This is a genomic window from Streptomyces sp. iso_384 (genome assembly GCF_056172905.1).
In genome coordinates, this window is sequence record NZ_JBWBTT010000001.1 from 2,499,630 (window position 1) to 2,517,153 (window position 17,524).

Genomic DNA, 17,524 nt, shown 5'->3' on the forward strand with positions numbered 1-17,524 from the left:
ACCGTGCGGGCGGCGGAGCGGAGATCCCGTTCGCCGGCGGGGCGCGGTAGTGGTCGGCCGGCCGGTCCTGCGTGTGCGGCGTTCGTGTCAGCGGCCGGCCGGCCGCTGGGCGTCGGCACACATCGGCACATTGGCGCCCCGGGACCGTCCGGGGCGCCAAGTAAGGAAAGGGTAACCTAAGTCAGAGCTTTCCGGGGTGCTCGTTCACCGCTCCAGCGCCGCCTTCATCATCTTCTGCGCGATCGGCGCGGCCAGCCCGTTGCCGCTGACCTCGGAGCGCGCCGAGCCGGAGTCCTCGACGATCACCGCGACCGCGACCTCCTTGCCGCTGCTGTCGTCCTTCGCGTACGAGGTGAACCAGGCGTACGGGGTGTTGCTGTTGTCCACGCCGTTCTGCGCGGTACCCGTCTTTCCGCCGACCTCGGCCCCGGCGATCCTGGCGTTGGTGCCGGTGCCCTCCTCGACCACGGTCACCATCGCGCTGCGGAGCTGCTCGGCGGTCTCCTCCTCGACCACGCGCTTCGTGTCGCCGTCCTGGGTCTCCTCCAGCACCGTGCCGTCCCCGTCGGTCACCTGGGACACCATGTGCGGCGCGGCCAGCTCACCGCCGTTGGCCAGCGCAGCGGAGACCATCGCCATCTGGAGCGGGGTCGCGGTGACCTCGAACTGGCCGATCCCGGTCAGCGCCGTCTGCGCCTTGTCCATCCCGGTCGGATACACGCTCTGCGCCGCCCGCACCGGGACGTCCAGCTTCTCGGTGTCGAACCCGAAGGCGTCGGCCATCTTCTTGACCCTGTCCTGGCCGAGGTCGGCGGCCGCCTTCGCGAAGACGTTGTTGCAGGAGTACCGGAGCGCGGTGCGCAGGGTCGCGTTCTCGCAGGGGGCGGACGCGTTCTCGTTGCGGAGCACCGTGCTGGTGCCGGGCAGGGTGTACGGGTCGGGGCTGTCGGTGCGCTCGTCGACCGAGCCGTAGAGACCGTTCTCCAGCGCCGCCGCCGCCACCACCAGCTTGAACGTGGAGCCCGGCGCCAGCGCCTGCCGCAGCGCCCGGTTGACCAGCGGCTTGTCCGGGTCGTCCAGCAGGGCCTGCCAGGCGTCCCCGTCCGTCGTCCCGCTGATCTTCGAGGGGTCGTACGAGGGGGTGGAGACCATGCCGAGGATCCGGCCGGTCTTCGGGTCGATGGCCACCGCCGCGCCCTTGTCGTCGCCGAGCGCCTCGTAGGCCGCCTTCTGGACGCCCGGGTCGATGGTGGTGAGGACGTTGCCCGGCGCGGCCTGCTTGCCGGTGATCAGGGCGGCCGGGTTCTTCAGCCGGTTGTCCGTGCCGTCCAGGACATCGCCGTAGACGCCCTCCAGCTGGGTCGCCCCGTACGCCTGCGAGCTGTAGCCGGTGACGGCCGCGTACAGCTCGCCCTGCGGGTAGGTCCTCTTGTACCGGAGGTCGCCGCCACTGGTCCCCTTCGATCCGGTGACCGGCGAACCGGCCACGATGATGTCCCCGAGCGGCTGCGCGTACCGCGCGATGGTGTTCCGCCGGTTGTGCTCGTCGTCTGCGAGCGCCTTGGCCTCGTAGCCCTGCACCCACGTCGCCCGCACCAGCAGGGCGAGCACCATGAGCAGACAGAAGACCGAAGCGCGCCTGATTGTCTTGTTCATCCCGCTGGAGGGACGAGCGGCGGCGTTCCGCCCGTTCCCGGTTGTGCCGCTTCTCACCGGTTTCTCACGCGGCCCACCAGCCTGTGACGCTCAGCCCGGGGTGATGAACCCGGACTCGTACGCCGCGATGACCGCCTGGGTACGGTCCCGGGCGCCCGTCTTCGCGAGGACCGCCGCCACATGGGTCTTCGCCGTCGCCGGGCCCACCGCGAGCCGGCCCGCGATCTCCGCGTTGGTCAGCTCCGCCGCCATCAGCCGCAGCACGTCCGCCTCCCGTCCGGTCAGCCGCGCCACCCACGCCGGGGCCCCGGCCGTCCGCCGGGCTGTGTGCTCGGCGGCCAGCGTGCGCACCGCCGCCGGATAGAGGAGCGAGTCGCCGCACGCCACCAGGCGCACCGCCTGCACCAGTTCCTCCGCCGCCGCCCGCTTCAGCAGGAACCCGGCCGCCCCGGCGTGCAGGGCCTCGTACACATACGCGTCGTTCTCGAAGGTCGTCACGACGACGATCCTCGGCGGGTCCTCCAGCGTGGCGAGGATCTGCTCCGTGGCCCGGATGCCGTCGATCTCCGGCATCCGCACGTCCATCAGCACCACGTCGGGCCGCAGCTCCCGCACCACGGAGACGGCCTCCGCACCGGTGGCGGCCTCGCCGACGACCTCGATGCCCTCCTCGGCGTCCAGGATCACGCGCAGCGCCGTACGCACCATCCGCTCGTCGTCCGCGAGCACCACCCGCACCGGAGTCCCGCCCACCGCCGCTCCACCCGCCACCGCCGCTCCACCCGCCATCACCGCTCCCGCTCCCGCGTCCGCCCGGCCGTCCCCGGCACCGTCAGCGGCAGCCGGGCGGTCAGCCGCCAGACGCCGTCGTCCGCGCTCGGCCCCGCCCCGGTCCGGCCGCCCAGCAGGACGGCCCGCTCCGCGATGCCACGCAGCCCGCGGCCGCCGCCGGGACGGGCCACGGCGGGCCGTTCGCCCAGCGGATTCTCCATCACGATCTCCAGCTCCCGTTCCCCCTCCCGTACCGCGATCTGCAGCCGCACCGGGGTCGGGTCGCCGCCGCCGTGCCGCAGGGCGTTGCTCAGCCCCTCCTGGACGATCCGGTACGCCTCCCGCGAGACCACCGGGTCCACCACGCCCGGGTCACCCGGATCGCCCTCCCGCTCGTACGCCACCGGCACCCCGGAGTACGCCAGCAGCCCGTCGAGCGCGTCCAGCCCCGGCCCGTACGCCGTGTCCGCCGCATCGTCCGGCTCCCCGTCCTGCCGCAGCAGCCCCAGCACCGAGTCCAGCTCGCCGACCGTCCGCCGTGTCGTCTCCTCGATGGCGGTCAGCGCCTCCCGGACGAACTCCGGATCCCGGTCCAGCACCCGGCGCGCCGCCCCCGCCTGAAGGGTCACGGCGCTCAGCGCATGGCCCACCGAGTCGTGCAGCTCCCGCGCGAGCCGGTTGCGCACCGCCAGATCCGCCGCGCGGCGCTCGGCGGCGGCCAGCCGGTCCTCGGGTGTCGGCCCCAGCAGCACCGGAGCCCGCCGGGCCAGCGCCTGCCCGGCCACGGCGGCGACCAGCGCCAGCGCCAGCAGCATCGCGAGCCCGGCGAACGGCGCGAGGGCCAGGACCCACGGCTCCCGCAGCACGCGGGGCCCGTCGAGCAGCCAGGTGCCGCGCAGCCCCCGGAAGAACGGCAGGGCGGCCACCGCCACCGCGAACGGCGGCAGGGTGAGCGTCGCCCCGCTGACGATCCCGCCGAGCGCCAGATGCAGCGTGTACCAGCCGGCGGTACGCACCCGGGCCTGCCGGGTCCGGGCGGGCCCGTCGGCCAGCAGCACGGGCGGCACCCCGCACAGGGCGCGGGCGGCGGCCACGGACAGCGGCCGCACAAGGGCGAAGAAGCCGGTGACCGCCGCCATCGGCAGAGCGAGGCCGAACGCGACGAACTGGGCGGGCAGGGAGGAGAAGACCGGTTCCCCGCCGTTGGTCATGCCGACCAGGACCGTGCCGACGAGGAAGTACGGCATCAGCAGCGCGCCGCCGATGATCAGATGCAGCCAGCGCAGCCGCGCCCGCCGTCCGAACAGCGCGGCGAGCGGCTTCATGACACCCGGCTGCCGGATGACGGGGCAGTGACAGCTGAGGCGGCAGGGGCGGACGCGAGCACCGGGGCACCGGCGGTCGCGGGCAGCGCGGAGTCCGCTGCCGCGCGCTCCGCGAAGAAGTACGCGCCCAGCGTCGCGACGAGCGCCCCGGCCAGCACCTGGACAGCGTAGATCACCGTCATCGCCGCCGTCGGCAGGTCCGCCGCCTCGCCCGCCCCCATCAGTGCGGCGATGCTCAACCAGCCGCCCCAGCAGGCCATTTCCGCCGAGCCGGCCCAGATCAGGACGAGCGGCAGACGCAGCGGGAGCCGGCCGGTGCGCCGGAAGGCGAGCAGCAGCACCCCGACGACGGTGACCACGACGAAGAGCAGGTTGACGGCCTCCAGGACGTAGAAGTCGCTGGTGCGGTCAGCCGCCCGGCCCGCGTTGAGCCCGGCGGTCGAACCGCCGGCCCACAACAGATGGGTGATGCCGGGCAGCAGGGCCGCCAGAGCGGCGGCGACGGCGGTCGCGCGCAGGGCGGGCGTGGTCGGGCTCTCCGGCAGATCACGGAGCCGCCCCTGCCACAGACGGCCCCAGCGGTCCTTGGCGTACAGCGCGAAGAGGGTGCCGAGCGCGAGCCCCTGGACGATGAAGCCGCCGTAGACCACGCCGAAGACCCACGGGTCGAGGAACGGCTCGGAGGCCCCCTCGCCGACCGGCCGCCCGTCGCCGCCGCCGAGGAGCCTGACGAGCAGTTGGAGCGGGAAGCCCGTCATGATCGGCAGCAGCAGCCCGCTCGCCACCCACATCGGCACCACCAGCAGCCAGGCGGGCACCCGCCGACCCCAGGGCCGGGTGAGCAGCAGGGCGAGGACGATGACGGCGGCGTCCATCAGCACCGTGACCCCGTTGGCGACGCGCAGCGCGGTTCCGCCGTCGAGCAGCGGGCTGCCGTCCGGGATGCCGACCTGACCGCCCGCCATCCAGACCGCCTTGAGCCCGATGTACGGCAGACAGGACACCATGGCGACCGCCCGGAGCACGGCCCGCGCCCGGCCGGCGCGGTATGGGGACGCCTCGGGCGGTTCGGTGGGGTACGGGGACGTCTCGGGGGGCCGGTTCGCTGTCATGCACCCAGAATTCCGCGCCGGCCACCGTCCGCACGTCCTGCCCGCCGACGATCCGTCTCCGCCGCACGGGGGAGGCGCTGGAGCCGGGCGTCACCCGGGGGTCAGAGCCTGCGGGTCGCGAGGGTCAGCCGGTCCCGGGCGTCGAACAGGGCGTCCTTCACCATCTGTTCGTGCGCCGGGGTGAGCCGGGCGACCGGCACCGAGCAGCTGATCGCGTCGCGCGCGGGCGTCCGGTAGGGGATCGCCACACCGAAGCAGCGCAGGCCGAGCGTGTTCTCCTCGCGGTCCACCGCGTAGCCCTGCTCGCGGACCAGCCGCAGCTCCTCGATGAGCTTCTCGCGGTCCGTGATGGTGTGCTCGGTCAGTGCGGGCAGCGACTCGGGCAGCATCTTGCGGACCTGCTCGTCGCTGTGGGTGGCCAGCAGCGCCTTGCCGAGCGAGGTGGAGTGCGCGGGCAGCCGGCGGCCGACCCGGGTGAAGGGGCGCAGATAGTGCTGGGACTGCCGGGTGGCGAGATAGACCACGTTCGTCCCGTCGAGACGGGCCAGGTGGATGGTCTCCGTGGTGTCGTCGGACAGCCGGTCCAGGGTGGGCCGGGCGGCGGCCACGACCTCGTCGCCGTCGATGTAGGACGTGCCGACGAGCAGGGCGCGGACGCCGATCCCGTACCGGGTGCCCGTCGCGTCCGTCTCCACCCAGCCCAGCTCCACCAGGGTGCGCAACAGCATGTAGAGGCTGGACTTGGGATAGCCGACCGCCTCCTGGACGGCGGCCAGCGAGTGCATGCCGGGCCGCCCCGCGAAGTATTCGAGGAGCTCCACGGTCCGTACCGCGGATTTGACCTGTGCCCCACCGGACTCGGCGACCGACATCGCCCACGCCCCCTTCTCCAGCTTCTCCGCTTCCCGGCCGAACGCCGTCCGAAAAGCTCGCCACCACGATTGCCAACACGGAACGTACGGAAATAGAGTCCCAGCACATTCACGATCAGGAACTCTGTTCAGAATACCGAACACTTGCTGATCCGCGGCCGAGGGCGGTCGGACGACGGCCGCAGGACGGGAGGGAATCACGGTGAGCGCAGCACCAGTCTGGAGTGTCGACCCCCGAACCGGGAACCCGCGTGAGCAGGTTGCCGTGGAGGCCACGGCCGAGGAGGTCGACCGCGTGGTCCGGGCGGCCCATGCCGCCCGCGACGCACTCGCCGACCGCGCGGCGCGCGCCGCGTTCCTGCGTACGGCGGCGGAGCTGCTGGAGGAGTCCGGCGAGCACATCATCGAGGCCGCCGACGCCGAGACCGCCCTCGGGCCGGCCCGGCTCACCGGTGAACTGGCCCGCACCGCAGCGCAGTTGCGGGCCTTCGCGGAGGTCGTCGACGAAGGCGCCTATCTCGACGTCCACATCGACCACGAGGACGGCTCCCGCACCCCGCCCTGGCCCGACCTGCGCCGCTACAAGATCCCGCTCGGGGCCGTCGCCGTCTACGCGGCCAGCAACTTCCCGCTCGCCTTCTCCGTGCCCGGCGGTGACACCGCGAGCGCGCTCGCGGCCGGCTGCCCGGTCGTCGTCAAGGCGCACCCCGACCACCCGGCCACCTCCGAACTCTGCGCCTCGGTCCTCCGCCGCGCCGCCGCCCGCACCGGGCTGCCCGAGGACGTGCTGAACCTGGTCCACGGCTTCGAGGCGGGCGTCGAGCTGATCCGCCATCCGCTGGTGAGCGCGGCGGGCTTCACCGGCTCGGTACGCGGCGGACGCGCCTTGTTCGACGCCGCGGCCGCCCGCCCCGCCCCCATCCCCTTCCACGGCGAACTCGGCTCGCTCAACCCGGTCGTCGTCACCGGGACGGCCGCCGCCGAGCGCGCCGGGGAGATCGGTACCGGGCTCGGCGGCTCGATGACGCTCGGCGTCGGCCAGTTCTGCACCAAGCCCGGCTTCGTCCTGGTCCCCGAGGGCGCGGCGGGCGACCAGCTCCTGAAGACCCTCACCGAGACGGTCAGCTCCACCGGCTCCGGCGTCCTGCTGGACCACCGCATGCGGGACGCCTTCGTCACGGGCGTACAGGAGCGGGCCGAACTGCCCGACGTCGACGCGCCCGTCACCCCCGGCGCGGGCGGCGAGCACACCGTCTCCGCCGGATTCCTCACCGTGCCGGCCGCCCGGCTGACCGCCGAGGGCCCGCACGACGCGCTGCTGGAGGAGTGCTTCGGCCCGGTCACCGTGATCGCCCGGTACACCTCCGTCGACGAGATCGCCGCCGTCCTGGCCCGGCTGCCCGGGAACCTCACCGCCACCCTCCACACCGCCACCGAGGGCCCCGACCCCGACGCGGCCCGTCTGCTGCCCGCCCTCACCCCGCTGGCCGGCCGCATCCTGGTCAACGCCTGGCCGACCGGCGTCGCCGTGGCCCCCGCCCAGCACCACGGCGGCCCGTACCCCGCCACCACGTCCACCTCCACCTCGGTCGGCGCGACGGCGATCGAACGCTGGCTGCGCCCGGTCACGTACCAGTCCACCCCCGAGTCGCTCCTCCCGCCGGAGCTGCGCGAGGACAACCCGCTGGACCTGCCCCGCCGGGTGGACGGACGCCGGGCATGACGCGGGGGGACCGGGCATGACGCGGCGGTGAGGGGGAGCGGCGGAGCCTCCGGGCGGGCCCGCCGCGTCCCTCCCCGCATGACCGGAGCGGCCGTTCTCTGCGCCGAGGCGGGCGAGGAACCGGTGGGGGCGGCCGCCTTCGCCGAGCGCGAGGACTCCGTCCACCTCAGCCGGCTCCGCGTCGCCCCCGCCCGGTGGCGTTCCGGCGTGGGCGCCGCTCCACGCGGCCAGCGGGGGCGCCTGGCGGAGCGCCGGGTCCCGTCCGAGGCTCCGGCTGGAGGTGCGGCCGTGGCGGAATGACCGGAGGCCGGCACGGGGCCGCCGCCCGGCACGGGAATCACCTGGTCAGGTTCGATGTTGCTACCGGTGACCCGATCCGCGGAGGGCCCCTCCGCGCCCCCGTCCGCGACCCCTGGAGAGAAGAAGAGTCATGCGCGTCGAGATCTGGAGCGACATCGCCTGTCCGTGGTGCTACATCGGCAAGGCCCGCTTCGAGAAGGGGCTCGCCGAGTTCGCCCACCGGGACGAGGTCGAGGTGGTGCACCGGTCCTTCGAGCTCGACCCGGGGCGGGCCAAGGGGGAGACCGAGCAGGTCGTCGACATGCTGGCCGCCAAGTACGGGCGGACCCGCGAGGAGGCCGCCTCGATGGAGGCCGACGTCGCGGCCAACGCGCAGTCCGAGGGGCTCGGGTACCGCACCGAGGGCCGTGACCACGGCTCCACCTTCGACATCCACCGGCTGCTGCACCTGGCCAAGGCCCGGGGCCGGCAGGACGAGCTGCTGACCCTCGCCTACCGGGCGAACTTCGCCGAGGAGCGCTCCGTCTTCGACGACGAGGTGCTGCTCGCCCTCGCCGTGGAGGCCGGGCTCGACGGCGACGAGGCCCGTGCCGTGCTCGCCGACCCCGATGCGTACGCGGACGACGTGCGGACCGATGAGCGCGAGGCGGCCGAACTGGGCGCCAACGCCGTGCCGTTCTTCGTTCTCGACCGGCGGTACGGGATCTCCGGCGGCCAGCCGTCGGAGGTCTTCGTCCAGGCGCTGGAGCAGGCCTGGAAGGACCGTCCCGCCACCGCGCCGACCACCGTCGGCGGGGACGCGGCGGGCTGCGACGCGGACGGGGCCTGCGAGGTCCCGGGGAGCTGAGCTCCAGCGGGGGCGGTTCATCGGTGATGCATAAGCGATCCTTGGGTGCACCCCTTAACTCTGGGTAATTGACTTTGGGTTGAGGGGGCTTCAGGGTGGGCGTATGACGATCCTCGCGCCCATCCAAGCCGCAGCCGTCGAATTCGCGCCCGAGGTCACCTACCTCAACACCTCCAGCTGGGGCCTGCTGCCCCGCCGGACGATCGCCGCCGTCAAGGCCCTGGCCGACGAGAACGCCGTCGGCCGGCGGGAGGGGGCGGGCAGCTTCGACGCGGTGGAGGCCGCCCGGGTCGGATTCGCCCGGCTCGCCGGGGTCCACCCGGACCGGGTCGCCACCGGCAGTTCCGTCACCGTCCACGTCGGCCTGATCGCCGCTTCGCTGCCGCCCGGCGCCGAAGTCCTCTGCCCCGAGGGCGAGTTCGCCTCCGTGGTCAGTCCGTTCGCGCTCCGCGGCGATCTGCGCGTGCGGTACGCGCCGCTCGCGGACCTCGCCGGGGCCGTACGGCCCTCGACCGCCCTGGTCGCCTTCTCCGCGGTGCAGTCGGCCGACGGCCGGGTCGCCGACCTCGCCGCCGTCCGCGCGGCCGCCGCGGCGCACGGGGCCCGGACCCTGCTGGACGCCACCCAGGCGGCGGGCTGGTTCCCGCTGGACGCCGGGGCGTACGACTACACCGTCACCGGCGGCTTCAAGTTCCTGCTCTGCCCGCGCGGTACGTCGTTCCTGACGGTCACCGAGGAGGCGCAGGAAACCCTGCCGCCGCTCTTCGCCGGCTGGGTATCCGCCGGTGCGCCCTGGGCGAGCAACTACGGTCCGCTGGAGCGCCTCGCCCCGACCGCCCGCGGCTTCGACGAGCCGCCCGCCTTCCTCTCGTACCACGGGGCCGGGCACTCCCTGGACCTGCTCGCGGAGGTCGGCTCCGACGCCCTGTACGCGCACGCCACCGGGCTCGCGGCCCGGCTGCGGGCCGGGCTGACCAGGCTCGGGCGCGAGGTGGTTCCGGGGGAGTCGGCGATCGTCTCCGTGCCAGGGCTGCAGGGCCGTCGGGACGATCTGACGAAGGCCGGGATCGCCGTCTCGGCCCCGGCCGGGAATCTGCGGATCTCCTGCCACCTCTACAACACCGAGGCCGATGTGGACCGGGTGCTGGAGTTCCTGGCCTGATCGCTCCGTGCGTCCGGGCGCCGTACGGCTCAGCGCCGGTCGGGGCAGTCCGCGGTCTCCCGGCAGAGGTTCTCCTCGACCTTCGCCAGCAGTCGCACCAGCTCCGCGCGCTCGGCCGCGTCCAGGCCCGCGAGCGTGTGCTCCTCCAGGCTGCCCCAGGCGGCCTCGACCGCCGTGTGCAGCGCGCAGCTCTCGTCCGTCGCCTCGACCAGTACGGCCCGCCGGTCGGCCGGGTCGGGGCGGCGGCGCACATGCCCGGTCTGCTCCAGCCGCTGGAGCATCTTCGTGACCGTGGACGGGTCCAGCTCCAGCGACCTGATCAGCTCCGTCTGACGGACCGCCCCCCGGTCCCACAGGTGCATCATCAGCAACTCCTGCCCCGGGTAGAGCTCCGCCCCCTTGAGCGCCTTGGACGCCGCGATCCGGTGCAGCCGGGCCACCCGGGAGACGGCGTGGCTCACGGGCCCGCTGAGCGCCGCCGTGGGCAGCGCGTCGGTACAGGGCTCTTCCGCGGGGGCGGCGTGGCCGGTGGTCATGGCGGGCTCCTGGGGTCCTCGGGCCGGACGGGCCCTGGCGGGGGCTTTCGGTGGCGGCTTCCGATGATGCCCGACCGAATGCCGGACTGAGCGCCCGACGGATTCCCACGACTTTACCTTGGTCGGCCAATGAATGGGCTATGGTGGCCGTCGGCGCCGATGCTTGGCCGACCACATACTTTCTTGGGAGCCTTCATGACCACCGCTTTCGACCCGATCGACCTGTCCGGCACCCCGCTGGCCAACCGCATCGCCCTGGCCCCGATGACCCGCAGCCGAGCCGGTGAGGGCGGCACCGCCACCGAGCTCACCGTCACCTACTACGCCCAGCGCGCCTCGGCCGGCCTGGTGATCACCGAGGGCATCCAGCCGTCCGTCGTGGGCCAGGGCTATCCCTCCACGCCCGGGCTGCACAGCGCCGAGCAGGTCGCCTCCTGGCGTACGGTCACCGACGCGGTGCACGCGAAGGGCGGCAGGATCTTCGCCCAGATCATGCACGCGGGCCGCATCGGCCACCCGGTCCTGCTCCCCGACGGCCTCGTCCCCGTCAGCGCCTCCCCGGTCAGGGCCGAGGGGCAGGTCTACACCCACGTCGGCCCGAAGGACTTCGTCGAGCCGCACGAGCTGACCGACGCCGAGGTCCGCGCGACCGTCGCCGACTTCGTCACCGCCGCCCGCAACGCCGTGGAGGCCGGATTCGACGGGGTCGAGCTGCACGGCGCCAACGGCTACCTCATCCACCAGTTCCTCGCCCCCAACACCAACCGGCGCACCGACGCGTGGGGCGGCTCCGACGAGGCCCGCACCCGCTTCGCCGTCGAGGTCGTCAAGGCCGTCGCCGCCGAGATCGGCCCGGAGCGCACCGCACTGCGGATCTCGCCCGGCAACCCGTACAACGACATCGACGAGCCCGCGCCGGAAGCCACGTACACCGCGCTCGTCCGGGAGATCGAGCCGCTCGGCCTCGCCTACCTGCACGTCCTGGAGGCCGTCCCGATCCGCGAGCTGACCCTCGCCCTGCGCAAGGCCTTCTCCGGGACGTTCGTCATCAACGTGCACACCGAGGGCGCCACCGGACCCGACGACCACACGGTGATCGACGACGGCCTCGCCGACCTGATCTCCTACGGGGCGCTCTTCCTCGCCAACCCGGACCTGCCCGCCCGGCTGAAGGCGGGCGGCCCGTTCAACACCCCCGACCCGTCGACCTTCTTCGGCGGCGACGCCAAGGGCTACACCGACTACCCGGCGCTCGACGCCGTCTGATCCGCCGGGGGCCGCCCGTCCCACCGCCATGAGGTGCGGCGCGGGTGGTCCGGCAGCTCGGCGCGGCCGGTGGCCCACAGCAGGACGGTCCACCGGTCCCCGCCGGCCGGGGCGTCGGGGAAGAGCCGGGCCAGCACCAGGTCGCAGAGCGCGCCGGGCGGCGCCCACGTCAGCCCCAGGCCCTCGGCCAGGTCATGGGTGTGCACCAGGGTCTCCACCACACCCATCGCTGCGAAGCCCTCCGGGTCGGAGATCCCGTAGCCGTGGTACGAGCGGACCCCGGGCGGCGTCGTCCGCGTCATCGAGGCCAGCAGCGCCCCGCTCGCCTCCAGCGTGGCCAGCAGACCGGCGGGCCCGGCGGCACGGTCGGCGAAGACCGCGTTGTGCGGTCCCCCCTGCCGGTCGGGCGCCCACCGGTAGGGCACCTCGCCGTCCAGCGGGGGCGTACGAGGGCCCAACTGCACCGCGTACGCGAACAGATCGTCGCTCAGGTGCTCCGCCGTCTCCCAGCAGGTCCACGTGAGGCTTCCGGCGGGCCCGTCCCAGCGGTCCGCCGGGGCTCCGGCCAGCACGTCCACCGCGAGCCGCACCGCCGAGGTCACGTCGTCGGCCGTCACCGGCAGCCGGGCGCCGGTCAGCGCCGCGCGCTCGGCCGCGCCGCACTCCACACAGAACTCGTTGCCCTCGGGATCGGCGAGCGTCACCCAGCCCCGCCCGTTCGGTCTGCGGTGGTCGCCCACCAGCGTGGCCCCGAGCGCGAGCAGCCGCTCGACCTCCTCGTCCCGGGAGCGGTCCTGCGGCTGGATGTCCAGGTGGACCCGGTTCTTGGTCTGTTTCGGATCGTCCACCCGGACGAAGAGGATCGCCGCGCCGGGCGCCTCGACCAGTGCCTCCGGATCACCGGGGGAGTCCTCGTCGGAGAGCGGCGCATCGAGCACCTGGGCCCAGAAGGCGCCGAGTCCGTAGGCGTCGGAACAGTCGATCGTGATGTGGCGTACGTGGGAACTCATGGCGGACACCCTCTCCGCTGACCCGGCCCCGGTCCAGCGAGTTACGCAGGCGGGGCCGGGACGGCGTACCGTCCCGGCCCCGACTCTCCTGTGCGTACCGCTACTTCACCGGCGTGAAGTCCCGCGCCCCGATGAACTCGGGGCGGCGGATCGGAGCCGCGAAGGGCTCCTCGGCCGCGTTCTCCACGCTGTTGAAGACGATGAAGACATTGCTGCGCGCGTACGGGGTGATGTTGTCGCCCGAACCGTGCATGGCGTTGCAGTCGAACCAGGTCGCCGAACCGGCCTTGCCCGTGAAGAGCCTGATGCCGTGGCGGTCGGCCATCTTCGTCAGCGCCTCGTCGGACGGGGTGCCCGCGTCCTGCATCTGGAGCGACTTCTTGTAGTTGTCCTTCGGCGTCTCGCCCGCACAGCCGAGGAACGACTTGTGCGAACCGGGCATGATCATCAGCCCGCCGTTGGTGTCGAAGTTCTCGGTCAGCGCGATCGACACGGACACCGTCCGCATGTTCGGCAGACCGTCCTCCGCGTGCCAGGTCTCGAAGTCCGAGTGCCAGTAGAAGCCCGAGGCCCCGAAGCCCGGCTTCACATTGATCCGGGACTGGTGGACGTACACGTCCGAGCCGAGGATCTGGCGGGCCCGGCCCACCACCCGCTCGTCGCGGACCAGCCCGGCGAAGACCTCACTGATCCGGTGGACCTCGAAGACGGACCGCACGTTCTGCGTCTGCTTCTCGACGATGGAGCGCTCGTCGGCGCGGATCGCCGGGTCGGAGATCAGCCGGTTCAGCTCCGCCTGGTAGACGGCGACCTCGTCCGGCGTGATCAGCTGCTCGATGCTGAGGAAGCCGTCGTGCTCGTAGCTCTGGAGGTCCTTGGCGGCGATCGGACCCGGTGCGCCCGGCGCGGACCAGATGACCGGGTCCTGGCGGGGAGTGGTCATCTCGGCGGCGCCGCGCGAGGGGTAGAGATCGGCGCGTACTTCGGTGGTCATGGTTCAGCCCTCCTCGGTCAGCAGTGGGTAGACACCGTTCTCGTCATGGTCCTCCCGTCCGGTGACGGGGGGATTGAAGACGCACACGCAGCGGAAGTCGGTCTTGGGCCGCATGGTGTGCCGCTCATGTCCGTCCAGCAGATACATCGTGCCGGGCGTGATCCAGTGCTTCTCGCCGGTCTCGTCGTTGGTGAGCTCGGCCTCGCCCTCGGTGCACAGCACCGCCTCGATGTGGTTCGCGTACCACATCGAGGTCTCCGTGCCCGCGTACAGCACGGTCTCGTGGAGCGAGAAGCCCACCTTCTCCTTGGCGAGCACGATGCGCTTGCTCTCCCAGGTGCCGGACGCGGCCTTCACATGCCGGTCGGTGTTCTCGATGTCACTGAACGATCGGACGATCACGGTGAGCGGTTGCCTTTCTCTTCTCTGCACGGGCCCCGGGCCTCGCGGCCCGGGGCCTCTTCTTCTGCGCCTGCCCCGGCAGTACCGGGTCAGGCCGTCTCGCGGACGCAGCGGGCCAGCGTGCGCAGGCCCTCGTCCAGTTCTTCGGGGGTGATGGTCAGCGGCGGCAGCAGCTTGACGACCTCGCTCTGCGGGCCCGAGGTCTCCAGCAGGAGCCCCAGCTCGAAGGCGCGGGCGCAGACCGCCGAGGCGCGCGCCGGGTCCTCGAACTCCATGCCCCACACCAGGCCCCGGCCGCGGAACTGCGCGGTCGGCTCCTCGGCGCAGATGGCCAGCAGCGTCTGCTCGACCTGCTCGCCGCGGGCCAGGGTCTGCTTCTCCATCTGGCCGTCCGCCCAGTAGGCGTCCAGCGCGGCGGCGGCCGTGACGAAGGCCGGGTTGTTGCCGCGGAAGGTGCCGTTGTGCTCGCCGGGCTCCCAGATGTCCAGCTCCGGCTTGAACAGGCAGAGCGCCATCGGCAGTCCGTAGCCGCTGATGGACTTCGACAGCGTGACGATGTCCGGGACGACGCCGGACTCCTCGAAGGAGAAGAAGCCGCCGGTGCGGCCGCAGCCCATCTGGATGTCGTCGACGATCAGCAGCATGTCCTGGCGGTCGCACAGCTCGCGCAGCGCGCGCAGCCATTCGGGCCGGGCGACGTTGATGCCGCCCTCGCCCTGGACCGTCTCCACGATCACGGCGGCGGGCTTGTTGAGCCCGGAGCCCTGGTCCTCCAGCAGTCGCTCGAACCAGAGGAAGTCGGGAACCGTACCGTCGAAGTAGTTGTCGAACGGCATCGGCGTGCCGTGCACCAGCGGGATACCGGCCCCGGCCCGCTTGAACGCGTTGCCGGTGACGGCGAGCGAGCCCAGCGACATGCCGTGGAAGGCGTTGGTGAACGAGACGACGGACTCGCGGCCCTTGACCTTGCGGGCGAGCTTCAGCGCCGCCTCGACGGCGTTGGTGCCGGTCGGGCCGGGGAACATCACCTTGTACGGCAGGTCGCGCGGCCGCAGGATCACGTTCTGGAACGTCTCCAGGAACGCGCGCTTGGCGGTGGTCGCCATGTCCAGGCCGTGGGTGATGCCGTCGCGCTCGATGTAGTCGATCAGCGCTCGTTTCAGCACCGGGTTGTTGTGGCCGTAGTTCAGCGAACCGGCCCCGGCGAAGAAGTCCAGGTAGGAGTGGCCGTCCTCGTCGGTCAGCCGGGCGCCCTGGGCGCGGTCGAACACGGCGGGCCAGCCGCGGCAGTAGCTGCGGACCTCGGACTCAAGAGTCTCGAAGACGCTCAGTGCGGGCGGGGTGATGGTCACAGCGGATCTCCTGCGTGAGGGGGTGTGACGGGCGGTGGTCGAGTGCTCCCCGCCGCTCGGAGGCGGCCGGGACCGCGCCGGGTGATCGGCCGGCGCGAAAAGTCTTGGAGGCCGGGCGTACGGGTCGGGTACGCCGGGGTGGTGGCCGGGCGGGCTCGGCCGGCGAACGTGCCGGTCGGTCGGTGAGCGTGCCGGGTCAGGCGGCGAACGGGCCTATCCGGTAGAGCACCTCGGGCAGATGCGTCCCTTCGGGGAACAGCGCGCCCTCGAAGAGCACCTCCTGCTCCAGCGCGACATCGTGGCGCTGGGCGTAGGACGTGAACAGCCGGTCGGAGGCGGTGTTGTCCGGGGTGATCGTCGTCTCCACGGACGACAGGCCCTGGTCGGCGGCGACCCGGGCGGTCAGCGCGTCCAGCAGAGTGGCGGCCAGCCCCTTGCCGCGGTGGGCCTGGTCCACGGCCACCTGCCAGACGACGAGGGTCCGGGGGCGGTCGGGCCTGATGTAGCCCGTCACGAAGGCGATGGGCTCGCCGTTCTCGCCACGGGCGACGGCGGAGGTCGCGGCGAAGTCACGGCACCACAGCAGGTAGCTGTACGAGGAGTTCAGGTCCAGGACCTGGGAGTCGCGGGCGATGCGCCAGATCGCGGCTCCGTCCTCCACTCGTGGGGTGTCGATACTGAGGAATTCGCTTCGGGCACGGGCAAAATCTGCTGGTGCGGCGGTCATGGGAATTGAATTTACCCAGCAAATTTCGAAATTGCATCGAGGTGAAGGGTTGGGTGAAGCGCCTCCATGTGCTATCAGGCGTGCGCGAGATTCACCATGATCCGGGTGGAATTTCAGGCTCTTTGTCCCGAATTTTTCGGGCATAACGCCGCTCATGTGGAGTCGGTCACAGGGTTGTAACTCTCCTGAGACGTGTCCGAATCACGAAGATTCGATGCCCGGAAAACTTCCGCGTTTAGGTGCCGGGAAAGCGGGCAGAAGAATGCGGGGAGCTGCTTTCGATAAAGCAGCTCCCCGCATTATGAATATCAGCGGCCCGGCCAGGTTTCCGAAACGGCGACCCGGGCAGCATCGATATCGACCCGCCGGCCCGCATCGGTCAGCGCCGCCCCCAGAGCCGCGAGCGAGGACAGCACCGCGTCCCGCGTCGCATCCGCCCCGTAGTGATTGACCCGGATCATCTCCTTGGACAGCGCCCCGCCGCCCGCGACGAGCGGGAGCGAGGGATCGGCCGCCAGCGCGTGCGCGACCAGCGCGGCGGCGTCGGTCCCCGCCGGGGTGCGCAGCGTCGTGGCCACCGGAGCGGCGTCCCGCGCCTCGTGGACGTACGGCTCCAGACCGCCGCCCAGTGCCACCGCACCCGCCCTGGTCGCCGCGGCCGCCGAGGCGTGGCGGGCCATCACCGTGCCCAGGCCGGCGTCCTCGATCCGTGCCACACAGGCCTCCAGGCCCAGCATCTCCAGCTGCGCCGGGGCGTGCGGCAGCGCCTTGCGGCCTCCGTCGATCCAGCGCTCCTTCCAGTCCAGGAGGGAGAGGTAGGAGCGGCGCGGGGCGGCCGGGTTGGCGGCCATCCGCTCCCAGGCCCGCGCGCTCACCGACACCGCGGAGACCCCGGCGGGCCCGCCCATGGCCTTCTGCGCGCCGATCACGCACAGATCGACGCCCCAGGCGTCCGGCAGCAGCGGTTCGGCGCCCACCGAGGCGACCGCGTCCAGCATGAACAGCGCGCCGTGCGCCCGGACCACCTCGCCGATCTCCGCGACCGGGTTGGTGTTGCCGGTCGCCGCCTCCGCGTGCACCAGCGAGACGAAGTCGATCTCCGGGTGCGCGGCGAGCGCCTCGGCGACCTGGCCGGCGGTCACCGCCGTGTGGAAGGGCACCGCGAGGTCGACGACCTGTGCGCCGCAGTCCCGCAGCCAGTTCCCGAAGGTCTGCCCGTAGGGGCCGGTGACCACGTTCAGCGCGGTCGAGCCGGGCCGCGCGCCGCTGCGGATGCAGCCCTCCAGCGGCAGCAGCGCCTCGCCCTGGGTGATGACGACGTCCTGCTCCGTGGCGAGGAGCCGGGCCACGGACCGCTCGATCGCCGCGAAGCGGTCGGCGGTCAGCGGCGGGAGGTCGAGGAAGGGGTGCGTCACGGTGGGGCTCTCTTCGGGTTCGTGCGGCGGTCGGAAAGACACCGGCAGCCTACC

Annotated in this window: 17 protein-coding genes; 5 read left to right on the top strand and 12 right to left on the bottom strand. The window is 72.5% G+C overall.

All coding sequences use genetic code 11. The annotated features are described in order from the left end of the window. Positions 1-204: 204 nt before the first annotated feature. The 5 genes from AC0VY3_RS10955 to AC0VY3_RS10975 all read right to left on the bottom strand — a co-directional run bounded on the left by AC0VY3_RS10955 (position 205) and on the right by AC0VY3_RS10975 (position 5,736). The gene (locus AC0VY3_RS10955; RefSeq protein ID WP_103510688.1) at positions 205-1,656 is read right to left on the bottom strand and encodes a peptidoglycan D,D-transpeptidase FtsI family protein; all 1,452 of its coding nucleotides are present in this window, start codon (positions 1,654-1,656) and stop codon (positions 205-207) included. A 90-nt stretch (positions 1,657-1,746) separates the two neighbouring features. Further along, a complete protein-coding gene (locus AC0VY3_RS10960; RefSeq protein ID WP_475549515.1) occupies positions 1,747-2,445 on the bottom strand; it encodes a response regulator in 699 nt (232 codons plus the stop codon). Continuing rightward, a complete protein-coding gene (locus AC0VY3_RS10965; RefSeq protein ID WP_475549516.1) occupies positions 2,445-3,752 on the bottom strand; it encodes a sensor histidine kinase in 1,308 nt (435 codons plus the stop codon). Before AC0VY3_RS10965 ends, AC0VY3_RS10960 begins: the two co-directional genes overlap by 1 nt. After that, positions 3,749-4,864 carry a hypothetical protein gene (locus tag AC0VY3_RS10970; protein WP_374935508.1) on the bottom strand — a complete coding sequence of 372 codons (1,116 nt, stop codon included), beginning with the start codon at positions 4,862-4,864 and terminating at the stop codon, positions 3,749-3,751. The genes AC0VY3_RS10965 and AC0VY3_RS10970 overlap by 4 nt, the downstream gene beginning before the upstream one ends. A gap of 101 nt (positions 4,865-4,965) precedes the next feature. Next, the gene (locus AC0VY3_RS10975) at positions 4,966-5,736 is read right to left on the bottom strand and encodes an IclR family transcriptional regulator (RefSeq protein WP_030088694.1); all 771 of its coding nucleotides are present in this window, start codon (positions 5,734-5,736) and stop codon (positions 4,966-4,968) included. Positions 5,737-5,938: 202 nt separating this feature from the next. Here AC0VY3_RS10975 and AC0VY3_RS10980 point away from each other — a divergent pair, with 202 nt between their 5' ends. From AC0VY3_RS10980 to AC0VY3_RS10995, 4 genes are all read left to right on the top strand, one after another. Further along, positions 5,939-7,459, top strand: a complete 1,521-nt coding sequence (locus AC0VY3_RS10980; RefSeq protein ID WP_103510685.1) for an aldehyde dehydrogenase (NADP(+)) — start codon at positions 5,939-5,941, stop codon at positions 7,457-7,459. Positions 7,460-7,537: 78 nt separating this feature from the next. Continuing rightward, entirely contained in the window at positions 7,538-7,759 is a 222-nt protein-coding gene (locus AC0VY3_RS10985; protein WP_475549517.1) for a hypothetical protein, read from the top strand. Between the two features lie 130 nt (positions 7,760-7,889). Continuing rightward, on the top strand, positions 7,890-8,606 hold the full coding sequence (locus tag AC0VY3_RS10990; protein ID WP_103510683.1) for a DsbA family oxidoreductase: 717 nt from the start codon (positions 7,890-7,892) through the stop codon (positions 8,604-8,606). Positions 8,607-8,709: 103 nt separating this feature from the next. Then, positions 8,710-9,768 carry an aminotransferase class V-fold PLP-dependent enzyme gene (locus AC0VY3_RS10995; protein WP_103510682.1) on the top strand — a complete coding sequence of 353 codons (1,059 nt, stop codon included), beginning with the start codon at positions 8,710-8,712 and terminating at the stop codon, positions 9,766-9,768. Positions 9,769-9,797: 29 nt separating this feature from the next. On the opposite strand, the gene AC0VY3_RS11000 is transcribed toward AC0VY3_RS10995, so the two are convergent. Next, positions 9,798-10,304 (bottom strand): MarR family winged helix-turn-helix transcriptional regulator, encoded by a 507-nt coding sequence (locus AC0VY3_RS11000; protein ID WP_103510681.1) that lies wholly within the window; start codon positions 10,302-10,304, stop codon positions 9,798-9,800. Between the two features lie 195 nt (positions 10,305-10,499). On the opposite strand from AC0VY3_RS11000, the gene AC0VY3_RS11005 reads away from it, so the two are divergent. Further along, positions 10,500-11,570 carry an alkene reductase gene (locus AC0VY3_RS11005; RefSeq protein WP_103510680.1) on the top strand — a complete coding sequence of 357 codons (1,071 nt, stop codon included), beginning with the start codon at positions 10,500-10,502 and terminating at the stop codon, positions 11,568-11,570. Here AC0VY3_RS11005 and AC0VY3_RS11010 read toward each other — a convergent pair. The 6 genes from AC0VY3_RS11010 to AC0VY3_RS11035 all read right to left on the bottom strand — a co-directional run bounded on the left by AC0VY3_RS11010 (position 11,546) and on the right by AC0VY3_RS11035 (position 17,470). After that, positions 11,546-12,580 carry a VOC family protein gene (locus AC0VY3_RS11010; RefSeq protein ID WP_475549518.1) on the bottom strand — a complete coding sequence of 345 codons (1,035 nt, stop codon included), beginning with the start codon at positions 12,578-12,580 and terminating at the stop codon, positions 11,546-11,548. The two genes, AC0VY3_RS11005 and AC0VY3_RS11010, sit on opposite strands and share 25 nt — an antisense overlap. Before the next feature lie 100 nt (positions 12,581-12,680). Further along, positions 12,681-13,574: an ectoine hydroxylase gene (gene thpD / locus AC0VY3_RS11015; RefSeq protein WP_103510678.1), complete on the bottom strand. Its 894-nt coding sequence runs from the start codon at positions 13,572-13,574 to the stop codon at positions 12,681-12,683. Between the two features lie 3 nt (positions 13,575-13,577). Beyond that, positions 13,578-13,976, bottom strand: a complete 399-nt coding sequence (locus AC0VY3_RS11020) for an ectoine synthase (protein WP_006123624.1) — start codon at positions 13,974-13,976, stop codon at positions 13,578-13,580. 89 nt (positions 13,977-14,065) lie between these two features. Continuing rightward, positions 14,066-15,328 carry a diaminobutyrate--2-oxoglutarate transaminase gene (gene ectB / locus AC0VY3_RS11025; protein ID WP_103510677.1) on the bottom strand — a complete coding sequence of 421 codons (1,263 nt, stop codon included), beginning with the start codon at positions 15,326-15,328 and terminating at the stop codon, positions 14,066-14,068. Positions 15,329-15,524: 196 nt separating this feature from the next. Then, a complete protein-coding gene (gene ectA, locus AC0VY3_RS11030) occupies positions 15,525-16,055 on the bottom strand; it encodes a diaminobutyrate acetyltransferase (RefSeq protein WP_103510676.1) in 531 nt (176 codons plus the stop codon). A 308-nt stretch (positions 16,056-16,363) separates the two neighbouring features. Further along, positions 16,364-17,470: a pyridoxal-phosphate-dependent aminotransferase family protein gene (locus tag AC0VY3_RS11035; RefSeq protein ID WP_475549519.1), complete on the bottom strand. Its 1,107-nt coding sequence runs from the start codon at positions 17,468-17,470 to the stop codon at positions 16,364-16,366. Between the last annotated feature and the right edge of the window lie 54 nt (positions 17,471-17,524).